At 62.6% G+C, this 21,681-nt stretch carries 20 protein-coding genes and 4 pseudogenes; 12 read left to right on the top strand and 12 right to left on the bottom strand.

Translation table 11 applies throughout. The features are described from left to right. Positions 1-104: 104 nt before the first annotated feature. Complete coding sequence (locus AC3WL8_RS18775; protein WP_492378550.1) at positions 105-1,013, top strand: LysR family transcriptional regulator; 909 nt, start codon at positions 105-107, stop codon at positions 1,011-1,013. Positions 1,014-1,284: 271 nt separating this feature from the next. Continuing rightward, the gene (locus tag AC3WL8_RS18770) at positions 1,285-1,806 is read left to right on the top strand and encodes a hypothetical protein (RefSeq protein ID WP_492378549.1); all 522 of its coding nucleotides are present in this window, start codon (positions 1,285-1,287) and stop codon (positions 1,804-1,806) included. A 496-nt stretch (positions 1,807-2,302) separates the two neighbouring features. Here the strand turns inward: AC3WL8_RS18770 and AC3WL8_RS18765 are convergent. The 5 genes and pseudogenes from AC3WL8_RS18765 to AC3WL8_RS18745 all read right to left on the bottom strand — a co-directional run. After that, a pseudogene (locus AC3WL8_RS18765) lies at positions 2,303-2,553 on the bottom strand (biotin/lipoyl-containing protein); the annotation flags it as partial. Between the two features lie 159 nt (positions 2,554-2,712). Beyond that, a complete protein-coding gene (locus AC3WL8_RS18760) occupies positions 2,713-3,519 on the bottom strand; it encodes a sterol desaturase family protein (RefSeq protein ID WP_492378548.1) in 807 nt (268 codons plus the stop codon). A 127-nt stretch (positions 3,520-3,646) separates the two neighbouring features. Beyond that, the gene (locus AC3WL8_RS18755; protein WP_492378547.1) at positions 3,647-5,026 is read right to left on the bottom strand and encodes an MFS transporter; all 1,380 of its coding nucleotides are present in this window, start codon (positions 5,024-5,026) and stop codon (positions 3,647-3,649) included. Positions 5,027-5,167: 141 nt separating this feature from the next. Beyond that, positions 5,168-6,448: an iron-containing alcohol dehydrogenase gene (locus tag AC3WL8_RS18750; RefSeq protein ID WP_492378639.1), complete on the bottom strand. Its 1,281-nt coding sequence runs from the start codon at positions 6,446-6,448 to the stop codon at positions 5,168-5,170. Then, positions 6,445-7,206: an alpha/beta fold hydrolase gene (locus AC3WL8_RS18745; protein WP_492378546.1), complete on the bottom strand. Its 762-nt coding sequence runs from the start codon at positions 7,204-7,206 to the stop codon at positions 6,445-6,447. The genes AC3WL8_RS18750 and AC3WL8_RS18745 overlap by 4 nt, the downstream gene beginning before the upstream one ends. Positions 7,207-7,344: 138 nt before the next feature. On the opposite strand from AC3WL8_RS18745, the gene AC3WL8_RS18740 reads away from it, so the two are divergent. Both AC3WL8_RS18740 and AC3WL8_RS18735 read left to right on the top strand, forming a co-directional pair. Further along, a complete protein-coding gene (locus AC3WL8_RS18740; RefSeq protein ID WP_492378545.1) occupies positions 7,345-8,058 on the top strand; it encodes a GntR family transcriptional regulator in 714 nt (237 codons plus the stop codon). A gap of 16 nt (positions 8,059-8,074) precedes the next feature. Then, a complete protein-coding gene (locus AC3WL8_RS18735) occupies positions 8,075-8,233 on the top strand; it encodes a hypothetical protein (RefSeq protein WP_492378544.1) in 159 nt (52 codons plus the stop codon). Positions 8,234-8,247: 14 nt separating this feature from the next. On the opposite strand, the pseudogene AC3WL8_RS18730 reads toward AC3WL8_RS18735, so the two are convergent. The 3 genes and pseudogenes from AC3WL8_RS18730 to AC3WL8_RS18720 form a co-directional block, all read right to left on the bottom strand. After that, positions 8,248-8,715: pseudogene (locus tag AC3WL8_RS18730) on the bottom strand (altronate dehydratase); the annotation flags it as partial. Between the two features lie 253 nt (positions 8,716-8,968). Then, positions 8,969-9,085: pseudogene (locus AC3WL8_RS18725) on the bottom strand (IS5/IS1182 family transposase); the annotation flags it as partial. Beyond that, complete coding sequence (locus AC3WL8_RS18720) at positions 9,073-9,705, bottom strand: TetR/AcrR family transcriptional regulator (RefSeq protein ID WP_013958643.1); 633 nt, start codon at positions 9,703-9,705, stop codon at positions 9,073-9,075. The pseudogene AC3WL8_RS18725 and the gene AC3WL8_RS18720, both read right to left, overlap by 13 nt. 281 nt (positions 9,706-9,986) lie before the next feature. On the opposite strand from AC3WL8_RS18720, the gene AC3WL8_RS18715 reads away from it, so the two are divergent. The 5 genes from AC3WL8_RS18715 (at position 9,987) to msrA (ending at position 15,794) form a co-directional block, all read left to right on the top strand. Next, the gene (locus AC3WL8_RS18715; protein ID WP_013958644.1) at positions 9,987-10,880 is read left to right on the top strand and encodes an NAD(P)/FAD-dependent oxidoreductase; all 894 of its coding nucleotides are present in this window, start codon (positions 9,987-9,989) and stop codon (positions 10,878-10,880) included. A 96-nt stretch (positions 10,881-10,976) separates the two neighbouring features. Then, complete coding sequence (locus tag AC3WL8_RS18710) at positions 10,977-11,840, top strand: class I SAM-dependent methyltransferase (protein WP_013958645.1); 864 nt, start codon at positions 10,977-10,979, stop codon at positions 11,838-11,840. Positions 11,841-12,643: 803 nt separating this feature from the next. After that, positions 12,644-13,162, top strand: coding sequence for a peptide-methionine (R)-S-oxide reductase MsrB (gene msrB, locus AC3WL8_RS18705; protein ID WP_492378543.1), 519 nt, complete (start codon positions 12,644-12,646; stop codon positions 13,160-13,162). A 40-nt stretch (positions 13,163-13,202) separates the two neighbouring features. Next, a complete protein-coding gene (locus tag AC3WL8_RS18700) occupies positions 13,203-15,035 on the top strand; it encodes a cytochrome c biogenesis protein DipZ (RefSeq protein ID WP_492378542.1) in 1,833 nt (610 codons plus the stop codon). 24 nt (positions 15,036-15,059) lie between these two features. Then, positions 15,060-15,794 carry a peptide-methionine (S)-S-oxide reductase MsrA gene (msrA, locus tag AC3WL8_RS18695; protein WP_013958648.1) on the top strand — a complete coding sequence of 245 codons (735 nt, stop codon included), beginning with the start codon at positions 15,060-15,062 and terminating at the stop codon, positions 15,792-15,794. Between the two features lie 521 nt (positions 15,795-16,315). Here msrA and AC3WL8_RS18690 read toward each other — a convergent pair. From AC3WL8_RS18690 to AC3WL8_RS18680, 3 genes and pseudogenes are all read right to left on the bottom strand, one after another. Further along, the gene (locus tag AC3WL8_RS18690; RefSeq protein WP_018310244.1) at positions 16,316-16,507 is read right to left on the bottom strand and encodes a hypothetical protein; all 192 of its coding nucleotides are present in this window, start codon (positions 16,505-16,507) and stop codon (positions 16,316-16,318) included. A 761-nt stretch (positions 16,508-17,268) separates the two neighbouring features. Next, positions 17,269-17,411, bottom strand: a pseudogene (locus AC3WL8_RS18685) (IS5/IS1182 family transposase); the annotation flags it as partial. Between the two features lie 126 nt (positions 17,412-17,537). Next, positions 17,538-17,741: a hypothetical protein gene (locus AC3WL8_RS18680; RefSeq protein WP_492378541.1), complete on the bottom strand. Its 204-nt coding sequence runs from the start codon at positions 17,739-17,741 to the stop codon at positions 17,538-17,540. 194 nt (positions 17,742-17,935) lie between these two features. Here AC3WL8_RS18680 and AC3WL8_RS18675 point away from each other — a divergent pair, with 194 nt between their 5' ends. The 3 genes from AC3WL8_RS18675 (at position 17,936) to AC3WL8_RS18665 (ending at position 21,099) form a co-directional block, all read left to right on the top strand. Then, positions 17,936-18,307: a tautomerase family protein gene (locus tag AC3WL8_RS18675; RefSeq protein WP_492378540.1), complete on the top strand. Its 372-nt coding sequence runs from the start codon at positions 17,936-17,938 to the stop codon at positions 18,305-18,307. A 396-nt stretch (positions 18,308-18,703) separates the two neighbouring features. Beyond that, positions 18,704-19,627 (top strand): 3,5-dioxohexanoate:acetyl-CoA acetone transferase, encoded by a 924-nt coding sequence (kce, locus tag AC3WL8_RS18670; RefSeq protein WP_492378539.1) that lies wholly within the window; start codon positions 18,704-18,706, stop codon positions 19,625-19,627. A 602-nt stretch (positions 19,628-20,229) separates the two neighbouring features. After that, entirely contained in the window at positions 20,230-21,099 is an 870-nt protein-coding gene (locus AC3WL8_RS18665) for an AraC family transcriptional regulator (protein ID WP_492378538.1), read from the top strand. A gap of 120 nt (positions 21,100-21,219) precedes the next feature. On the opposite strand, the gene AC3WL8_RS18660 is transcribed toward AC3WL8_RS18665, so the two are convergent. Next, positions 21,220-21,342 (bottom strand): hypothetical protein, encoded by a 123-nt coding sequence (locus AC3WL8_RS18660; protein ID WP_492378537.1) that lies wholly within the window; start codon positions 21,340-21,342, stop codon positions 21,220-21,222. Between the last annotated feature and the right edge of the window lie 339 nt (positions 21,343-21,681).

Raw genomic sequence — 21,681 nt, 5'->3', positions numbered from 1 at the left:
CCCTCTCTGCAGGGAGGGATGTCCTCAGTGTATGGAGTCCTGAGCCAACTCAAAAGAGTAGAATCATCGATATCTGATATCGACTTTTTGGATGGAGTACCAGTGTGAACCTGAAACAGCTCGAAACCGTGGCACTGGTGGCCGAAGTGGGATCGCTGTCACGTGCGGCACGCTCGCAGGGGATTGCCCAGTCACTGGTGAGCCGTGCGATTGCGCAGATCGAGGCGGAATGGGGCGACCGGCTGTTCGAACGAACCGGCCGAGGCGTGGTGCTGTCGGAATTCGGCCAGCGGGTCTTCCCGCATGTCCAGTTGCTGCTGGCCCAGTCGGCACGGCTGCGCGATGAGGTCAAGGACGCGGCGGGCGTCCCGTTCGGACAGGTGAGGATCGGCGTGCTGCCGTCAATGGCGCCGCGCCTGATACCGGCGCTGTTCGAGAATCTGCGCGCTTCGGCGCCCGGTGTCCGGCTGCGCGTGGCCGAAGGCTTCAGCGGACAACTCGACGAGGAACTGGAATCGGGCCATCTGGACCTGGCGGTCATCAACCGCTATGGTCCCGGGCCCCGCCAGGGAGAAGACGTGCTTGCTGAGGTCGCCACTTACCTGATCTGCGCGCCCGGGCATCCGCTCGCCGGGGCGGCGACGGTGCCGTTCCGCAAGCTCGGTGGCCTGCCGCTTGTCCTGCCACCGGCCCCCAACGGGCTGCGATCGATTCTCGACCAGCACGCGCGTCAGCTCGGCATCTCGCTGGATGTGGCGCTGGAAGTCGAATCGCTGAATACGATGAAGGAGGTTGCGCTTTCGGGTGGCGCTTTGACAATACTTCCAATCCTCGCGGTGGATCACGAAGTTGCCACCGGGCACTTGTCCGCCGTCGAGATTGTCGAGCCGCGCTTGCCACGGATCATTGCCATGGGCGTCACGCGACATCATCCGTTGTCCCGGGCGGCACGACTCGTTCTTTCTCGACTTCATGAGTTGGTGCCTGAAGTCGCAAGTAACACGAGTGCCTAGTTGGTGCCCAATCAAGGTGTCTTACACACCTGAGTTCGGGGAGGGTCGGCTGCTGGCGGCCGGCGGTGGACCGTTTGCGGCCATGAGCGGTCACTCCGGTCTGTGCTGTCGCACCCGCGTAACACCGCCTCGTCGTGCTTCTAGCCTACGGCTGCTGGTCGGTGATACGTTTCTCATTGGCCGGACCGGCCGTTTCGGGAAATGCATATGAGCGAGCTAGTTAAGGCACCCAGACTCTCGGTTTGGATAAAGAAGGAACGGGAGACCGTTGATGAGGCCTGACACGAAACTTTCCGACGCCCGCGATCGCTTCCCGAGCATGAACTGGCTGGCCAGTCCTTGGGCGGTGGCAATTGCAGGTGGACTCTGGTTCGCCGTTACTGCCGTCATTAGTTTGCCTCTCCTCGATGCGGGATTCAGGCGCGGCCCGCAAGCGTATGGGGACATCTCACAACTTGGGCGTCTCGCTTTTATCCATTTCGCCTTGCCATCGTTCATTGCCGGTATGGCTTTTGCCAATCACATCGTGTTTGTGAGCTCACCGTGGCTTTCATTCTGGCTCGGAGCCTTGCTCGTTGTCCTTGCCAACATTGGTGCAGCGGCTAACACGGCATTGCTCGTCGAAGGATGGAATCATTTCGGGACGGCGTCTATTGTGGCTGCCGTGATGTATTTCATTGTTGATGTCGTTGCCTTCCGGGGCATTCCTTTTCTAATCGGTGGAGTTTCCGCAGTTCTGTTTCGGGGCGCAATGAGATTCTATTTTGAGTCCTACGACGATCCCAATCCGTAGATCCCGGTGACGCGCGCGACGCGAGCGACGGCCGTAGGTCGCATGGCAGCTTGAGACACTCACCCCGTAGATCAACGATGAGTTTATGTTTTGGGAGCGCGCCTGACCGACCGCTAAAGCAGAGGGTTTTTTGATTAGCGGTCGCGGCCGCAGAGGGTGCAAAGCGGTGAAACTGAAACGAAGCAATCAGGGCAACCGCCCCAGCCACAATCAACAGCGTCACACCGAGATAGAACGATGCGGTTACGATTTGCGCTGTAGCTTCGCCATCCGAGGCGAATGTCGGCGATGCTTTGTGAAGTGCCGCCAGGCGCGGAACGCTCGAACGGGCGCCCTTCTTGCGTTCCACCGGCTGAGAAAGCAATTCGCCCAGCGCGCCCAGCCTATGCCGAGGGGGCGTGGCGCATTAAGACAGAGCGCGTATAAGCGACCAAGCCGCATCTGAACAGTGCATCTTCATGTCGCCCCAGCTTGACACGAGGTCTCATTGTCAGAGTCAATCTGGCCATTTCAACTCTATCAATAACCCGTTTGCGGCCACCCGATATCCCTGTCGCACATGTACGGCGGCGACCTCGCAATCGCTATCGACGGCAATATGAGTCTCGATCTTCATCGCCTCCAGCGCCGGCCAGCAGTGCTCGAGGCCGCGCGCTACCCCGGCTGGACTGCCACGGTGATGATCGAGCCCGCCATCGGTTCGGCAATATGTCGCGGCTTGCCCGGCTCGGCCACCTGCCGGGAGTGGCAAACCACGGCAGCATTCGGCCACTTTCGGTCGATTTGACCTTGATCAACGAGTGACCCAACCTTGCAGAGATTCGGACAGTCGTTAGCAAAGCGTTCGAGTGGTTAGGGGAGACCCAGCAGCGATAGCGCAGGACCATCCCCATTTTCATGAGAGGGTCACGCAACCATCGCGCGGCGCTCCTCGTCGTCCAGCAGGGGTCCGTCGAGCGTCACGCGCGAATGGTCCGTGCGGAACTTCTGGATTACCGGCTTCAGCTCTTCCTTGACGTGCGCTTCGCTGTAGCCGTTGAACAGATGCCCGATCAGTCCCCGGCGCAGGTCCGAGGTCCCCATGATGTAATCCGCGATCGGGAACGTCAGGTTCATGTTGTACTTCATCATGATGCCCATATTGTGATGGGCGGTGTGATGGCGCCGGATAGTGTTGATAAATGGCATGTTGCGCACGAACCAGTTGTCGTGCACGTGGCAGCAGTAATGGAACGTCTCGTAGACCAGGTACTGGGCCACCATCGTGATGAACACGAAGTAGCCGGCGTTGGCGTTGAGGATCAGGGACGCCGCATAGCCCAGCGCACCGCCGCCCACGCCCAGCGTCGCCAGCACGCGCCACGGGAAGAACACGATGCGGAATTCACGCGTCGTATCGATGGTGGGCTCCTGATCGGTGAAGTACTGGTGATGCTGGCGCGTGTGGCGTTCGTAGATCGCGCGCAGGGCAAAGACGTCGATCCGGCGGTGCATGACGTAGCGGTGCATGAACCATTCGACGAAGTTGCCGGCCAGAAACACCGGCAGGATCAAGGCCCACTCCCACGTAACGTCGTGCAGGCGATGGATCGCCCAGTACAGCGCGGCGATGCCCACGCCATAGATGACAGTGATGTGCAGCAACCCGTTGTAGAGCGGGCTGATGTCGGCCTCGTACTGCTCCCTGAACTGACGTTGGCGTTCAGTCATCATGATTGCATCTCCGGTAAAAGCCCTCTCACTAACATATTAGTTGGATATAAAAAGGCCAAGATCCAAAAAATGCCCCTGTCGCACAGGGGGCTCTCAGCCGCGGCGCGCTGGCCGCGCTGGCGAATCGTTATTGAGAGACTTCCTCCAGCGCCCTGCCGCGTGTTTCCACACCGAGCATCAGCACCGTCGCCGCTGCCACGGCGAAGGACATCGCCCCCAGTGTGAAAATCCCGCCCTGCCCGGTCACCGGCAGCAGCACGCCGACCAGGTAGGGCCCCGCCAGCGAACCGATGCGGCCAATCGACGAGGCAAAGCCGGAGCCGGTGGCGCGCGAGCGCGTGGGATAGAGTTCCGGGGTGTAGGCATAGAGCACCGACCACATGCCGAACAGGAAGAACTGCATGCACAGCCCGGCGGCGATCAACTGCTCCACCGGCACCTTGTGCACCGCCGCCTGTCCGTAAGCATATGCGGCCACAGCGCTGCCGAGCAGCATCAGCGCGCAGGTTGGCTTGCGACCCCATTTCTCGAGCAGCCATGCCGAGAACATGAACCCGGGAATACCAGCCAGCGAGATGTAGACCGTGTAAAGCACGGACTTGGTCACCGCATAGCCGGCCTGCTGGAGCAGCGCTCCGAGCCAGGTGGTCAGGCCGTAATAACCGAGCAGTGCGAAGAACCAGACCGACCAGAGCATGATCGTCCGGCGCGCATAGGGACCTGACCAGAGTTCCATGAAACGTGCCTTGCGGCTAGCGGATGGCGCACTCCGGTAGGTCGTCGCGACGGGGGGCAACGCGCGGCCCCAGGCGCGCTCCACGCGCTGTTCGATACCTGCCATCACGGCGTCGGCTTCGCACTTGCGTCCCACATCCTCGAGCCAGCGCGGCGATTCCGGCACTATCCGACGCACCACGAACACGAATACCGCTGGCACGGCCAGTGCGATGAAGATGCCGCGCCAGCCAATCATCGGCAGCACAAAATAAGTCAGCGCGCCGGCGGCGATGAAGCCGATCGGCCAGAACCCCTCCAGGATGGCCACATACTTGCCGCGGCTCTTGGCCGGCACGATTTCGGACACCATCGACAGGCCGATCGGGAACTCCATGCCCATACCAAAGCCAAGCAGCACGCGGTAAAGCATCAGCGTCGTGACGTTGTCAGCCAGCCCGCACATCAGGCTGCCCACGCCCCAGAAGATCATGCTGACCTGGAATACGGGCTTGCGGCCGAAGCGATCCGCCAGCAGGCCGGCGATGGCGGCACCCACGAACATGCCCAGGAAGCTTGAGCTGGCGAGCATGCCGGCCTGTGCGGCGGTCAGGCCGAACTCGGCCTTGATCGAGCCGAGCACGAAGGTCATGAGGCCGAGATCCATTGAATCAAAAAACCACGCGGTGGCGATGATGCCGAACAACGAGCGCTGATAGCCCGTCATTGGCAATCGTTCCAGCCGCGCCGCTACGCCGGCCTCCAGCCTGAGGGCGCCTGCTGACATATCCATGGTTGTCTCCTGTGTAGGTGAAGCGCACTCTTTGCGGCGCGCTTTTGTAATATGTTAGTTGGACATTTCTAATATTCAAGCCATTGTTTACACCATGCCGCTGCGGCGCGGCATCGTTCAATCCATCGTTCAATCCATCGCTCAATGCAGCGCTATGCCGCGCGGCGTGGGGAGATAGCTGGGGCTTCGGCGGAGATTGCCATGCCAGGCATGCCGGACGATGGCGGCATAGCGCTCCGGCACGTCCGGCACGGGAAATGCCTTGGCGAGGCGCGCCACACCAAGGGCATCTTTCACCAGCGTCTCCAAGTCGTCTTGCGCGATACCGCATTGCTGCAGGGTCGTGGGAATGCCGAGGTCACGGACCAGATCGCGGATCACGACGGGCAGGCGCGCCACGGCCCTATCCGAGTCGGGCTCCTCGATCCCAAACAGCCTCGCGACGGCAAGCATCTCGTCGCCACGCACATCGCGCAGGGCATCGAGCACGTATGGCAGCATCACAGCATTGGTCGTGCCGTGCGAGCGATGCGTCAGCCCCGCCACGGCATAGGCGATGCCATGCACCGCGTTCAGGCCGGCACTGCCATACGACAACGCGGCATAGAGGCTCGCATGGCTCATCCCGATGCGCGCTTCGGTGTCGTCGCCGCGTTGGTAGCTGCGTAACAGATATTGGCAGCACAGGCGTATCGATTCATGCGCGAACAACATCGTCAGGGCATTGCGACCGCTGTAGCCCGGATCGGCGTCCCCGCCTCGGTCGAAACGGGCGGCGTCGAGCGTCAGGTATGACTCGATCGCGTGGGTCAGCGCATCGATTCCCGCATCGGCCGTGACGCGCTGCGGGCAAGTGTAGGTGAACTCGGGATCGATCAATGCCACGGCGGATCTCAGCCGGTTGTCCATGACGGCGACCTTGGTGGCGTTCTCCGGGTCGATCAGGATCGCCCCGGGCGTGGCTTCGGATCCCGTGCCGGCGGTGGTGGGTAGCGCAACCAGCGGCAGGATGTAAGTGGCGCTTTCGATCGTGCCAATGAAATTCCGTATCGGTTCGCCGCCGGGCATGGTCAGGCAAAGGGCCTTGGCCAGATCGATATTGCTGCCCCCGCCCAGTGCGATGACGTGATCGAAAGGCACGCTGCCTGCCTGCGCCCGAATGGCTGCCGTGGCTGTGTCGCAGAGCGTGGTCGTGGGATCCGGCATGCCGCCGTCATAGACCGTCAGTTCCACGCCGTGCGCGCGAGCGGCAGCGACAAGTTCATCGACCCATGGCGTGGCAGACGTGAAGAACGTATCCGTGACCAGCAGGCCGCAGCGATAACCGAGACGCTGCAACAGCGCAGGCAACTGGGCGCGGCTGCCGGCGCCCATGATCAGACGCGCTGGCGCGCAGAAATAGATAAGGTCCTCCACTCTCATGATGTCTCCTGTCGGGATGGTCTGGAGCCGTGCGCTGCTGCCGGGCGCGGCCATTGTTTGCGCAGATACGCGGCCATGTCCTCGGTGCGTTCGGTAAGCACGTTGTGGCCAGCGCCTTGCAGAACGTGAAATTCGGCGCCACGAATACCGTCGGCTAGCATCGCGCCGTGAGTCAGCGGGCAGTCGGAGTCCTCGCTACCGTGCAGGACAAGCGCGGGGCACGTGATGTGAGCCAGCTCGCAGCGCTGATCCGTCCGCCGGATCGCGTTCCAGGTCCATGCCACGGCGCGATGGTTGGCGGCCTCGCGCAGCCCGAGTCGTTGCTCGCGTGCCGCGATGGCTTCCAGCAGCGCATCGGGTGACGACGGCGGGAACCAGGCCACCCGGTCGAGGTGCGGCGTGCCCGAAACCAACAGCAACTCGGTAGGCGACGGCCACGCGGCCGTCGTGCGGGCCTGCGACAGATAGGCCAATGCCACGGACACCCCCATGCTCCACCCCGCCAGCACGAACGTCCCATCAACATGGCGGGCAATCGTCCGGCCCAGCTCGCGGGCGTAGGCGTCCAGCGTGCAGTCGTGCGCATTGGCGGGTGCCCTCGCCCGGCCCCGGCCGGGCAGGTTTGGCAGGATGAACGTGCATCGGTCTGCCAACTGGCGTGCGAGTGGCAGCCAGGCGCCCCGTGTGCCCTGAATCCCATGTATGGCCACCACGGTGATCGGCCCCTTTCCCACGACTACGACATCATCGTCCGCCACGGCGCCCTCCGGTACACATCTAATATATTAGTGGGATAGTAGCAGAAAGGCTACGAGAAGCAAGGGCGAAATACAGCGCGCACAGAAGATGCGTACGGCTCATATACAATGGGTTCTCCGTGCATCCAGATCTCGGCCATGACCTTAAAATCCGCCACGCGCACCCGTTCTGCGCCAGTACAAGAGCCTGAAGAGGTCCCAGGACTGCGGGGCAAGCTGACTGACCTGGCGTACGAGCAAATGGAAGAGGCAATCGTGACGCTGAAGCTGGCGCCGGGTAGCTCCGTATCGGAGTTGCAACTCAGCGAGATGACGGGAATCGGCCGCACGCCGATCCGGGAGGCGATCCAGCGCCTGGCGCGTGAACACTTGATCATGGTGCTGCCACAGCGCGGCCTGCTGATTGCGCCCATCGACGTGGGCAAGCAGCTTCGCTTGCTGGAGACGCGCCGCGAGGTAGAGCGGCTGATCTGCCGCTGCGCCGCACGCCGCGCCACTGCCGAGCAGCGCGACCACTTCAAGCGCCTGGCGAAGGAATTCGAGCAATCATCGCGTAGCGGCGACGACGTGGCCTTCGTGCGCGCGGACCGGGAATTCAATGAGTTGTGCCTGGTTGCCGCCCGTAACGAGTTTGCCGAAGGGTCGATGCGGCTGATGCATGGGTTGTCGCGCCGCTTCTGGTATCTGCACTACAAGGAGGCGGCAGACTTGCCAACGATGTCGAAGCTGCACGCCACCGTGGCCGCGGCAATTGCGCGCGGCGATGTCGACGGCGCAGGGGAAGCACTCGACGCGCTTCTGGACAATATCGAGGAATTCACGCGAGCGACGGTGCTGGGGGACTATCGATAGCACGCCCGCCGGTGGGATGTGGTTCGCGCTGCCGGTGTCCTACCCGACCGGCGTCGCCATTGGCGGGCACAAGGGCGGCCGGCTCTACATCACCAGCGCCCGGCGACCGGTGGCGCCTGATGTGCTGCGCTCCGCGCCGCTCTCGGGCCGCCTGTTCTGCGTTGCGCGCGGGTAGGCGGCGCGCTGGCCTCAGACCGTCACGCCCACAGGCCAGGGCACGAACTCGTGCTCACCCACGCCAAGCGCCTCGCTCTTGGTCTTCGTGCCCGACGCATGCTGCAGGATGCGGGCGAAGATCTCCTGGCCCATCTGCTCCAGCGTGGCGTCCCCGTCGATGATCGGGCCGCAGTTGATGTCCATGTCCGCTTTCATGCGCACGTGCATCGGCGTATTGCTCGCCAGCTTGATTGTCGGGGCCGGCACGGGACCAAAGCACGAGCCCCGGCCCGTGGTAAAGCAGATCAGGTTCGCCCCGCCCGCGATCTGCCCGGTGGCGGCCACCGGGTCATAGCCCGGCGTATCCATGAAGACCAGGCCGCGCTGCGTGACGGGCTCGGCGTACTCGTACACCTCCATCAACGGGGCATTGCCGCCTTTTTTGGCCCCGCCCAGCGATTTTTCGAGCACATTCGCCAGCCCGCCCGCATTGTTGCTGTGAGGAATCGGAATTCTCGAGACTGCGTTCTCCGAAAAATCAACGACTTAGCGTCCAATTCGGTCCGCGCTCGTTCGGATGAGAACCGGAAATAGCGAGACTGACCTGAATTGAAGCGCGAATTCGTTGGACTGCCCCGCACCGGTCGCTCACTGTCTCTTTGCGACCCTTCTCTGTCGTTCCACTTGGGCCGCAGTAGCGGCCGCTATCGTGTGTAAAGCGGCCTCTGCCTGCCCGCGCGGACGGCTTTTGCGCTCATGCGGCCTCGCCCATCAGTCGTCCACGCATCATCCATAGGTTGCTCAGGGCGAACAGCGTATGCAACTGCTGCGTGTTCTTCATCGGCCGCGATGGCATCTTTAGATGCCACCGTGCGCGGCGATGAACATGGCGACGGCCGACCGGCAATAGGATTCGATTTCGTTGTCGTCCTCTGCTCTCGCCTCGTCGAAGCGGGCGATAAGCAGGAGATCGGATCCTTTGAAAAGCGCGGCGAACAAGCGGGCGGACTGGAGAGCATCGGGTACGTTCAGAATCGCTTTCGCGTGCAACTGGCGCAACACGGCCTCGATTTGGGCGATGACATGGGCGGGGCCGGCTTCGTAATGGAGCTTGCTTAACGACTTTTGATTCGTCTTGTCGGCCAAAACCATGGCTTCGACACTGCGGACGTCCGGGCTCAACAGCGTGCGAAGCAGGGATGACCCCACCGCCATGAGCTGATCTTCGGCCGAACCGTCGACGCCTTCAAAAAGAGCCTGCGGTGCAAACTGCTCGCAGCGGGCCACCATGGCCGCGCTGAACAGCGCCTCCTTGTTCTCGAAGTGCCGATAGATGCTTAGCTTGGATATCTTCGCCCGCTGGGCGACCTTGTCCATGGTCGTCGCTTGAAAACCCAGTTCCACGAAGAGTTCGCAGGCGGTGTCGACTATCGTTTGGCGAAGCGCCTCGTTGGCGGGCCGACCGCGCCGGCCCTGGCTGTTTTCGGTCACGAAAATTCCAGTACTTGACAGTATTCAAATTCTTGCACTACGATACCACGGAGTATCGAAAATGTGCAAGCCAAGGGTAGGTTCCAACCGGTTGTCCAAATCAGCTTTCCCCGGGCCGCCCGGCGATAACGAATGCGGCATTGTCCAGCCGGTCAATAGCCATGGGCAACTTTCTGCCAATGCCGAAGCCCTGCTCGCTGACCGTCTCAAGCGCTTATCTCCGGACGTTATTGCGCACCAGGCCTAGCCACCCCTCTATCCACAACACGGAGCCCATCACCATGAATGACGTCATCATCATCGGCGGCAGCTTTGCCGGCCTCGCCGCCGCCCTGCAGCTCGGCCGTGCGCGCCGCAAGGTCACCGTTCTCGATACCGGCCGGCCGCGCAACCGCTTTGCCGGCCACTCGCATGGCCTGCTCGGCCACGATCACAAGCCGCCGCTGGACATCCTAGTCGAGGCGCGACAGCAGCTCGCGCGCTATCCAACGATCAGGCTGGTCAATGCTCGGGCCGAGAGCGTGTCTGGTGCCATCGACGATTTCTGCGTCGTCACTGACGATCACGAAAGCCTAAGGGCGCGCCGCCTCATCCTGAGCTATGGCGTAGCCGACCAGATGCCTGATGTTCCGGGCTTTGCCGAAAGCTGGGGCACGTCCATCGTGCCCTGCCCCTATTGCGACGGCTTTGAAGTCGCCGGCCAGCATTGGGGCCTCGTCTGGTCCGGCCCACAGTCGCACCAGTCTGCCAGGCTGTTCCGCGATTGGACTGACAAGTTGACTGTCTTCGCCGATGGTCATGACATTGCGGCCGATATCCAGGCCGATCTGGCGCGCCGCAACATACCTGTCGTCGATGGCCGGATCGTCGAGATCGCCCATCACAAGGGCCATATCACCACGGTCAATCTCGATACCCGCCGCAATGTCGCGGTCGACGTCCTGTTCGCCCATCCGCGCAACAAACCGTCCGCAAGCCTGCATGAATCACTGGGCCTTGCCACGGTCGATACGCCCACTGGCATCGTCCTCAAAGTCGACGAGCGCCGCCAAACCAGCATCCCCGGCATCTACGCCGCTGGCGACCTCGCCACGCCCTTCTTGCCCTCGGTCACCCAGGCATCATCGCAGGGCGCGATGGCGGGTATCTTCGCCCAGCAGTCGATGGTTGTTTGAGAGCACAGATTCCTTTCTCCCGTTGCGTCGTCGCCTTCGAAAAGGTTGGCGTAGATCGGCGCGGTGAAGGACGGATCGTCGAGTCAAGGAGATGACATGGCAGAGCAAAGTGCCGATCAGGTCGGTGACTGGAACGGTCAAAGCGGGGAGCGCTGGGTTGCCAACCAGGCCCGGCTCGACGCTATGGTGGCGGTGTTCGGCCAGGCCGCGATAGAAGCCGCCGCGCCTGCGACGGGTGAGCGCGTGCTGGACATCGGCTGCGGCGCGGGCGCGTCGAGTCTGGCTCTCGCAGCCCGCGTCGGCGCAGGGGGCCAAGTGCTGGGCGTGGATATATCCGAACCGCTGATCGGCCGAGCGCGCGCGCTTGCGCAACGGGATACGCCGGCCCTGTTTCAGGTGGCCGACGCCAGCAGCGCAGAGCTGCCCGAGGCCGCGTTCGACATCCTGTTCTCGCGTTTCGGGGTGATGTTCTTCGACGATCCGATAGCGGCGTTCGCCCACATGCGACGCGCGCTCCGGCCCGGCGGGCGGGTCGCTTTCGTCTGCTGGCGCGGCGCGGCCGAGAACGATTGGGTGCGCCTGCCGATGGGCGCGCTCAAGGGCATCGTCCCGCCGAGCGCGCTGCCCGATCCCGAAGCGCCCGGCCCGTTTTCCTTCGGCGACCGGGGGCGCGTGGCACGCATCCTGACGGCGGCTGGCTTCACCGATATTGCTATCGCCCCCTTCGACGCTTCCGTCCCGTTCGGCGAGGGCGGGACGCGGGACGCTGCGATCGACGACGCGGTGAAGATGACACTCGAGGTCGGCCCGTTGTCGCGTGCGCTCGCTGATCAGCCCGACGACATCCGCGCCCGCGCCTCGGCCGCAGTTCGTGCCGCCTTCGCGGGCCTCCCCGGCGAGCGGTCGGTGATGATCAACGGCGCGGCGTGGATCGTCATGGCACGCAATCCGGTAGGCTGACAGGGATTAAACAGGGAGACGCCCCCGCTCGGTGGAGTGGGGCGTTTTTGGCCGGCCAAATTGATGTCCCTCCAAGCTTGGAAGCCGCCATTAGTGAGCTAGAGGCCTTGATGGCGAGGTACAGGCCGCTTCTGGCCGGTCTCGACCCGCTGACCATTTGGGACCGGACTCTGCAGCGCCAGAAGCGACTTCGGACCCGTCTCTGCCGTCCAGCGACTCAACGCCGAACGGCCGGAGTGGTAGATTTTCCGTCAATCGGTAGCGTTAGACTGTCCCCGTGCGCGGCCCGAATGACCGTTCGCGGCTGCTCAACGGACTGATTTTTGCCGATCCCCAGCGCCCGCTCTTGGCCGGCTCAGGCCGTAGCCCGCCGACCACACGAACCGGCAACGAACGGACATAAGGGATGTTCTGATGTTCCAATTTCGTTGAAGGTGCAGGAACTGGAGTGGTTGCTCGATTCGAGGCAACAGTCACTTCACTGAAGAGATTCCGGGCGAGCCGAAGGGAGCCGCTGGCCTGTAGAGACGGCCACTCCGAAAAGGGCCAGAATCGTCATCATGCGGCCGCGGATGACCGGCGGCCGCTACATCGTGCCGGCGTCACATGCAGGGCGGTCCCATCGGATTCTTGTATCGCTGTGTATCAAGCTGGAGTCTAGCTACTTGCGCTGACAACCCGCGTCGCAAGGCACTACAGGCCAGATACACCGGTCACCTTAAATGCAGCAGTAAGCGCGACAGGAACAGCCAGCGGAAGTGCTTGCCAGACCTGCGCCGCCCTCACCTGCATAGGAGGCCATCATGCGCATCAACAGGCGCTTTTTATTGTCCGGCGGCACCTTGGCCGCCACGCTTGCCGCCATGGGCGGCTGGCGTGCGCTGGCCGGCGGCGCGGCGATTGCTGGCGAGACCCGCAAGGTAGCGGAACGCTTCGAGGTCACCATGAGCGACGAGGCGTGGCGCCGGAAGCTGTCCCCGGCCCAGTACGCCGTGCTGCGCAACGAGGGCACGGAGCGACCCTTCAGCAGCCCGCTCAACGGCGAGCACCGCAACGGCATCTTTGCCTGTGCTGGCTGCGAGCTCGACTTGTTCTCCTCGAAGACCAAGTTCGACAGCGAGACCGGCTGGCCCAGCTTCTGGGCACCGCTGGAGAATGCCGTGGGTACCACCGAGGACCGTACCCTCGGCATGCTGCGCACCGAGGTCCATTGCCGGCGCTGCGGCGGTCACCTGGGACATGTCTTCGACGATGGCCCGAAGCCGACCGGCCTGCGCTATTGCATGAACGGGGTCGCCATGACATTCCGGCCCGCCGCCTGACGACTCCCGTGAAGCCCTCCCTGTCGACACGTACAGAACCATGCTGCTCCTGATCCTTGCCTATCTCGGCGGTGCGCTCACCATCCTGAGCCCCTGCATCCTGCCCGTACTGCCGTTCGTATTCGCACGCGCGGACCAGCCCTTCGCGCGCAGCGGCCTGCCGCTGCTGGCCGGCATGGGCATCACCTTTGCGCTGGTGGCCACGCTGGCCGCCGTGGGCGGCGGCCGGGTGGCGCAAGCCAACCAGTATGGACGCTGGCTCGCCATTGCGCTGCTGGCCGTGTTCGGCCTGACGCTGCTGCTACCTCAGCTTGCCGAGCGGCTGATGCGCCCGCTGGTCAGCGCAGGCAGCCGCCTGTCCAACTTCGCGCAAGCCGATGGCCGTGCAGCCAGCCCGGCCTCGTCGTTTCTGCTGGGCATCGCCACTGGGCTGCTCTGGGCGCCCTGCGCGGGACCGATCCTGGGCCTCGTCCTGACCGGCGCGGCACTGCAAGGCGCCAACCTTGGTACCACGCTGCTGCTGCTGGCGTATGCGGCTGGCGCGGCGACGTCACTGGCGGTGGCCCTGCTGATCGGGGGACGGGTGTTCGCGGCCATGAAGCGTTCGCTCGACACTGGCGAATGGATACGCCGCGGCATTGGTGCCGCCATGCTCGTCGGCGTGGTGGCGATCGGGCTAGGTCTCGATACCGGCGTGTTGGCGCGTGTCTCGACGATCGCCACGGGCGGACTGGAGGAGCACCTCGTCAACAGGCTGGCCGGCAACAAGGCCGCCGAGAAGCAGGACGGCACGATGATGATGAGCGCGAATTCGAAAGGCCCGGTGCCGGGCGACGCCAATGGCGGCGCGATGATGATACGTGCCGGGGGCAGGGCAGCGGCGCTTCCGGTCGAAGGTCTGTTCCCGGGACTCAACGGTGCCGTCGAATGGTTGAATTCCCCGCCGCTGCCCGCCGAGGGCCTGCGCGGCAAGGTCGTGCTGGTCGACTTCTGGACCTACTCCTGCATCAACTGCCTGCGCACGCTGCCCTACGTGAAGGCGTGGGCCAACAAGTACAAGGACGAGGGGCTCGTCGTCATCGGCGTCCACGCACCGGAATTCGCGTTCGAGCGCAATATTGACAACGTGAAAAGGGCCTCCCGCGAGCTCGGCGTGACCTATCCTGTGGCGATTGACAACAACTTCGCCATCTGGCGCGCCTTCGGCAACCAGTACTGGCCCGCGCACTACTTCATCGACGCGCAGGGCCGAATTCGCTTCCACCATTTCGGCGAAGGTGAATACGAACACTCGGAAGCCGTGATTCGCCAACTGCTGGAGGAAGCCGGCCACGCCGATGTGGCGAAGATCGCGATGGCCATGCCGGCCACGTTGAACGACAAGACCGGCGGTGGGGTGCAGATGGCGGCGGACAACGGTGCGATACGATCGCCGGAGACCTATGTTGGATACGAACGCGCGGAGAACTTCGGCTCGCCTGGCGGCGCGGCGCATGACCGGCCCAAGGACTACACGGCGCCCGCGAAGCCCGACCTGAATCAATGGGGCCTTGCCGGCAACTGGCGCATCGGCGCGGAGCGCGCCACGCTTGACCGCCCGAACGGACGCATCGTCTACCGCTTCCACGCACGCGATCTGCACCTCGTGCTCGGTCCGGCCCAGGACGACAAGCCGGTCAGGTTCCGCGTGACGATCGACGGCGCCGAGCCAGGCACGTCGCACGGCACCGACACCGCACCGGATGGAACCGGCGAGGTCACCGCCCAGCGCCTCTACCAACTGGTGCGGCAGGACGGCGAGATCAGGGACCGCACGTTTGCCATCGAATTCCTCGATCCCGGCGTGGAGGCCTATGCCTTCACGTTTGGCTAACCCTTCGAACCCAAGGAACCTAACATGAACGCGATTGCAGCACTGCAGCGCTGGACACACGCCACCGCGCTTAAGCTCATGGGCGTCGTCATGCTGGTGGCCGTTGCCGCCATCTGGGGGCGGCCCGCACTGTCCGCCGAGGACGCGGTACGCATCCCCGCCCCCTCGCAGGACGAGAAGCCCGGTGATGACCACGCCGCGACGGCCGTGTTTGCTGGCGGTTGCTTCTGGGGAGTCCAGGGCGTATTCCAGCACGTACGTGGCGTGACGCGTGTGACATCAGGCTATGCCGGCGGCGCGGCCAGCACGGCGCAGTACGAGAAGGTAGGCTCAGGCACGACGGGCCACGCGGAATCCGTCGAGATCCGCTACGACCCGGCGCAAGTCAGCTACGGCAAGCTGCTGCAGGTCTTCTTCTCGGTGGCACACAACCCGACCCAGCTCAACTACCAGGGGCCCGATCACGGCACCCAATACCGCTCCGCGATCTTTCCGGTCACGCCGGCGCATCGTGCGATTGCCGAGGCCTATATCGCCCAGCTTGGGGCAGCCAAGTCGTTCCGCGCACCGATTGTGACGCGCTTGGAGGACTACAAAGGGTTCTACCCGGCGGAAGCCTATCACCAGGACTTCCTGACGAAGAATCCGCGCCACCCATACATCGTGATCAACGACCTTCCCAAGATCGGCAACCTGAAGCAGATCTTTCCCGATCTCTATCGCAATGATCCCGTGTTGCTGAGCAGGTCGGGGGCCTGAGACTGGGGTACGGGGCGCAACGCGCCTCAGGCGCAGGTCGTACCCGCTACGCATATCTCTCCGCGCCATATAGCATGCGATGCGGCGTCGCGCTGAGGCAGTGACCGTCAGCTAACTGGGCTTCTGGCTCTCGGCAATTCGAACCCCCTCAATCACTGCCCTGGCCAGCCGAGAGGATTTCGTCCGTTCGGTCGCTTCAGACCTTTACGCAAGCGGGATTCACGCCGCTGGAGATCTTGTGAGCATCCGTCTCAGAACGACCCTTCTCTGTCATTTGACAGCGCTGAGATTAATGTCCGCTGACAGGATAGGAGCCGCCAGAAGCCAGGCCGGTCGCTAGGCGCGACTCGAAAACAAAAAGCTACGGAGTAGCCGCCGAAGGAACGCGCATGGGCCACGGCGGCATCACCCCGCCGGGCTGATGCACATTTGCTGATAGGCGCTGCCGGCGCCGACATCGCCAATAGGATGCCGGCCGACCAACGCACGATGGCAAGAAGTCGGCCGGCAAGGCGCTGCGGTCAGTACTTCGGGACTGGGCGGGCGCCACCTGCCCAGTCATGGGTGTACTGATAGACGTTCTGGATGTAGTCTGCGAGGCGCTGGTCGATCTGGCCACCCTTGATGGCGGACATTTCGACGCAATCCAGGACTTCGATGGCCGGCAGGTCATGAATGACAATGGTCGCGCGTTCGTTGGTTTGGGTAGCCATGATGAAGCTCCTTTGCTCAGGTCGAGTTAGTGAGCATTGGATGTAGCGAGTTGCCGTGTCCCTTGCTCACTAGTCGTATCGCATGTCGCGTGCCAGTGTCTTGGTGTGCGTACGTCGCCACGGATTGGGCCCACGGGGAGCGATAGGCGACGATTCGACTACCGTGATGTGGGTGGGAAACCAACAGACGCTGTCTCTACGTTGGGCCGTGCCAGACGGTCCCGATGGAGTGAGATTTTGGTGGGCGACATCGTCAATCACGACGCCGGCCTTCAGCGCCTTCCCCTAGTCCATAACCGTGGTCCGGAGTGCCGTGCGCAAGGGATTGGGTTGCCGACCCACAAGACCCGTGCTGCCTGCTGAAGGCCCGGTGGCCTCCATTAAAGAGCTGAAGGACCCGAACGTGCTCCCCAGGCAGGCCAGACAGCCCAATGTGAAGCGAAAGATCTGTGCTGCCTGGAAAGGACGCTGCTCACCATTCTCAATCAGATAAGCCGGGACAGCCGCTCGGCCGATGAAAGTGAGGGTGTGTCGTTGGCGGGCCAAAGTCCCTTGTCACTAGGGAGCGGACATTCGAATGACTCGGTGATCGCGATGACCAACGTCGCTTGCTGGCCGGAAACAGACCCAGAGAGGAAACTGGCTCACCGCATCGCCTCACTTCCTGCGCATGCCAGCGCTCATGCCACGACGGCCGTGGATACTGTGGGTTTACCCCGCTTTGATGGACAGTTACGCAAGGGAGATCGAATACGAGGCTAGTCGAACAGCTTTCGCGTCAGCACATGCCCGACGTGCATGCGGCGAAACTTGAGCAGGGTTGTCGCGTCTGGCACTGCTTTGACCCCAGGTCGATCCCGGAAAACGCGCACATTGCCATGCTGTCATACAGCGCGTCTTGGAGGGCGCGCAAAACGGGGGCAAACGACCGGGTCACCGTTGAGAGGCCAATGAGCCACCTAGAATGCAGGCGTGCCTTCCGATGCTCGGCCGGCGACCTCTGGAGCCGGAAATGACACATAAGCCTAAGTCATACATAACGTGCTCCTTTATGTCGCTCGCTGGCCACGAGATAGATGCGAAAGTCGGCCACGATGCCCTGCTGCGCCTCGTATTTGGCCCGTGACTGCGCTAAGGCCAGCTTGATCTCGCGCATCTGTCTCAACAGGCTGTCGGCTTGTGCCAACGCTGCCGTCAGCCGCTCCTGCAGCGCCCGGGCGTCTAGCGGTGCCAAGCGCGTGAGCAATGTTTTAGGGCACTACATACGTCGCACTGGCGGGCCCGGCCGATAACGAGCTTGGCCTGGACCTGCGGCACGACGCCATGTCATGGCACTTCCAAGCAAGTGGTGGCGCCCCGTTGCAATCATCCGCGGCGACGTTCCGAGACACTGAGGCCTCAGCAGCCCCATTTTCACGGAGACACAACATGCCCATCATTGTTTGCGAATGTAAGGTCGGAATCGAAGCTGGCGTCAAAGCCAGGATCGCCAGCGAGTTCACGAGCGCGATTAGGGAGATCATCCTCTCGCCGCTCGACTTGATTAGCGTCGTATTCCATGAGGCCACGCCCGAGAATACCTACCGTTCGGGAGAGCCCACTTCCGAAACGCTGATCTTCTGCCACATACGTGATGGGCGCAGCGACGGCGCCGTGCTATCGCTGGCCAAAAAGGTGAGTTCGATCTGGAGCGCGTGCACCGGGGCAACCGAGGACGAAGTCGAGGTTCTGGTCACACTGTATCCCGCCAAATACGTCGTGCGCGGCGGTGAACGCCTGCCCGAAGCCCCTCGCGTCTGAGGATGGGGCAGCCCTCGTGCATCTGCATGCGGGCGACCCAGAACCCGCCAGCCGGACCGCACTACCGAGCGATTCGAGCCGATCCACGCAGCGGTCCGGGTGCGCTCCAACTGAGTCGTGAATCTAAGACCGGAGGTTCGCCAACCACGAGCCTCGAAGAGCGCGTGCGCCGCGCCATTAGTTTCAGCGCCCGCCATGCTCGGACTATGGGGAGCGAGGTCTCAGCCCCGCTGCATCCTAAAACCTCGATCCGAAGATAAAAGGAGACAAGTTAATGAAGTCAACCCGCCCTAAAGCCGGCAAGAGCAGATTCAAGCTTGCAATCATCGACGCATCGCTTGCCAGGCGCGCTGGCTCTCGAACTGACCCCCGGATGCGGATTTCCTGCTTCATATCATGAGCAAAGTCATCATCACATGCGCTGTCACCGGTGCGATTCATACGCCCTCAATGTCACGGTATCTACCGGTCACACCGGAAGAGATCATCGAAGCCTCGGTCGGTGCGGCCGAAGCGGGCGCCGCAATCATTCACCTTCATGCACGCAATCCTGTCACGGGCAAGCCGGACCAGAGCCCCGATGCATTCGGCCGATTCTTGCCGCAAATCATGGCACGCACCGATGCAGTGTTGAATATCACCAGTGGCGGCTCGCCCTATATGACGATCGAGGAGCGCATTCAACCGTCAATGCGCTTTGCGCCCGAGGTGGCTTCACTCAACATGGGCTCCATGAACTTCGCGCTGTTCCCGATGCTCGCGCGTTTCAAGGAGTTCAAACATGCATGGGAGCGCGAAGCGCTGGAAGCCAGTCGTGACCTGATTTTCCGCAACACCTTTAAGGATATTGAATACGCCCTGTCGCAATGTGACGCCAATGACACGCGCTTCGAATTCGAGTGCTACGACGTGGGCCACCTCTACAACTTGGCGCACTTCGTCGAGCGCGGTCTGGTCAAGGCGCCGTTCTTTGTTCAGACCGTGTTCGGCATCCTGGGAGGTATCGGCGCGCATCCTGAAGACGTGTTGCACATGAAGCGGACGGCCGACCGACTGTTCGGCAATGACTATCGCTGGTCGGTGCTGGGGGCAGGCAAGGATCAGCTTCGCCTTGCAGCAATGTCTGCCAGTATGGGCGGCAATGTGCGCGTCGGATTGGAAGACAGCCTGTGGCTTGGACGGGGCACGCTCGCCGAGAGCAATGCAGCGCAGGTGCGGCAGGTGCGGCAGATTATCGAGGGGCTTGGACTCGAAATCGCCAGCCCGAACGAAGCCCGAGAAATCCTGCAATTGAAGGGCATTGGGAAAGTCAGATTCTGAGAAGGAACAGGGTCGACGTTTTTGCCCAAGCAAACCGCGTTGCCAGGCCCATGGGGCTGCGCGCCGAGATCACGCGCGCCCGATGCGGCCGACGCTGCAATCGGCCAGCAGTGCCTTTCAACGGGATGTGGGGACGCCATCGGCTAGACCTAAGTCGCGGATCTACCTTCGCACTTCGATCGCCTGCTGATGGCCCGGGATTTCCCGCTTTAGCGGGGAGGGGCGCGGACTGTCATCTTGAGCAGCAAGTGCGATGCTAGATGGGTCAGCAGCAGAGTCAGAACGCGCTGGCCATTGCACCATTGAATGCCACTGCGCCGGCGGCGAAGGGCATGGGCAGGCCGTCGGACACGCCGGTGATCTGAAAGTATGCAACGGGCCCCTCGCGGGCCCGTTGTCCTGGCTCATCGCATCGGCGTTGCTTCAGACCAGCACGAGTCGAGCCAAGGTGTACGGTGCGCGGGAGCAAAGCGAACGCGGTTGACGTCCGTGCGTCAGCGACCCCCTCGCCATAAGGGGTATTCACCCCACTGATTCGCTTGCGAGGTCAAGGGGGCGCGCGCACAATGAGGCCGGAAGCAAGGTCGAAGCGGAGGTAAGCAATGCATGGTCACCTAGACTCACAAGCTGAATACCGAGAGGTGGGGGGCGAACTCGTATCCGGCACCATTGTTGACTCGCGCACTACACATGTTGAGGTCCTCGCGCGCCGAGCGACCGGGCCTATCTCTTGGCGTTTTCGTCAACCGCGGCTCGCGCTGTTCTGGTTTCGGAACGGCCTCAAAGAGTTGCATCTGGAACTCGACGGCCGCCGCATCCACTCGGGAATAAAACAAGGAACAAACCTTGCTCTGTTCCCGGCCTCGATTTCCGTCGAAGGCGAGTTCGACGTAGCCCCGCACTTCGACTACACGGTGGTCTTTCTCGACCCGATCGTTGCCTCCGACGCCGGCTGCCACTTCAATCGGCCGCTGATTGCCTTCGGCAACGAAGATCTGCAACGTGGCCTTTCAGTCCTATGCCGTGAGGCGCGCAATGCGGACAGCCTTTACGGGTTGTTCGCCGAGGGCTGGGCAATGCAAGCACTCGCCCTACTGGCGCGGGTCGACGGCAGCCAGGCAGCCACCATTCGCCCGTGCGGCGGCCTCGCACCTAGCAGCTTGCAGCGCGTTATCGACTACATCGAGGCCGACTTGTCGAGGCCGTTCACGATCAAGGGCTTGGCGCAAGTTGCCGGTGTCAGTCCCCGGCATTTCATGCGGGCTTTTCGCGAAAGTGCCGGGCAGACGCCCTTGCGCTTTGTGTACAGTCTGCGTCTCGAGCGGGCCAAAGAGTTCCTCTTGGATCCTCATCGCACCGCAACTGAAGTCGCGCTGGATTGCGGCTTCAGCCACGCTCAGCACTTCAGCACCGCATTCAAGAAGGCGACCGGCGTCACGCCGTCGGATTTCCGCAGGGCTGCGACGCGCTGATGCGTTACGCGGCCAGTAGGCGCGCCCACTCCTCTGCCACCAATCTGGTCCACGCACGTGGACCAGACAGGTGGTACGCACGTTGCGACGATCTGCTCGAGCAGTGCAATGCTTGCTACTTCAGCAACTTCGCTGGTATCGGAATACCTCGGGCTCAATGACGTCGATCAGGTTGCCAGCGGCCGCCAGGTTGCCAACGTCCAGCGCACACTGCGCGGCATCGACCGGATCTTCATCGCGCATGGCAACTCCCTCGAACCGGTCGCCAACGAAATCGCGTTGATCGATGCGGCAGTTGCATCAGGCGTTCGGCACAACGTCAAACTCCCGCGACCCGACTTCTTCCCATCGTTTGGCACATGCAGATCAAAGCGCATTTGGCGCAGCAGCCGATCGCATCTACCGTCTTGCGCCCTAGCGCTTTCAGCCATGTGCTCAAGCGTCTGGGGCCCACATCGCCGCCGGTTCCTGGGCCGGCGTAGCAGGTAATGGGTGTGTGAACTTGATAACGAGCTTGGCCTGGACCTGCGGCACGACGCCATGTCATGGCACTTCCAAGCAAGTGGTGGCGCCCCGTTGCAA

It is taken from the genome of Cupriavidus sp. FW305-F7 (assembly GCF_058782875.1).
This window is presented reverse-complemented; position numbering and strand designations above follow the sequence as displayed.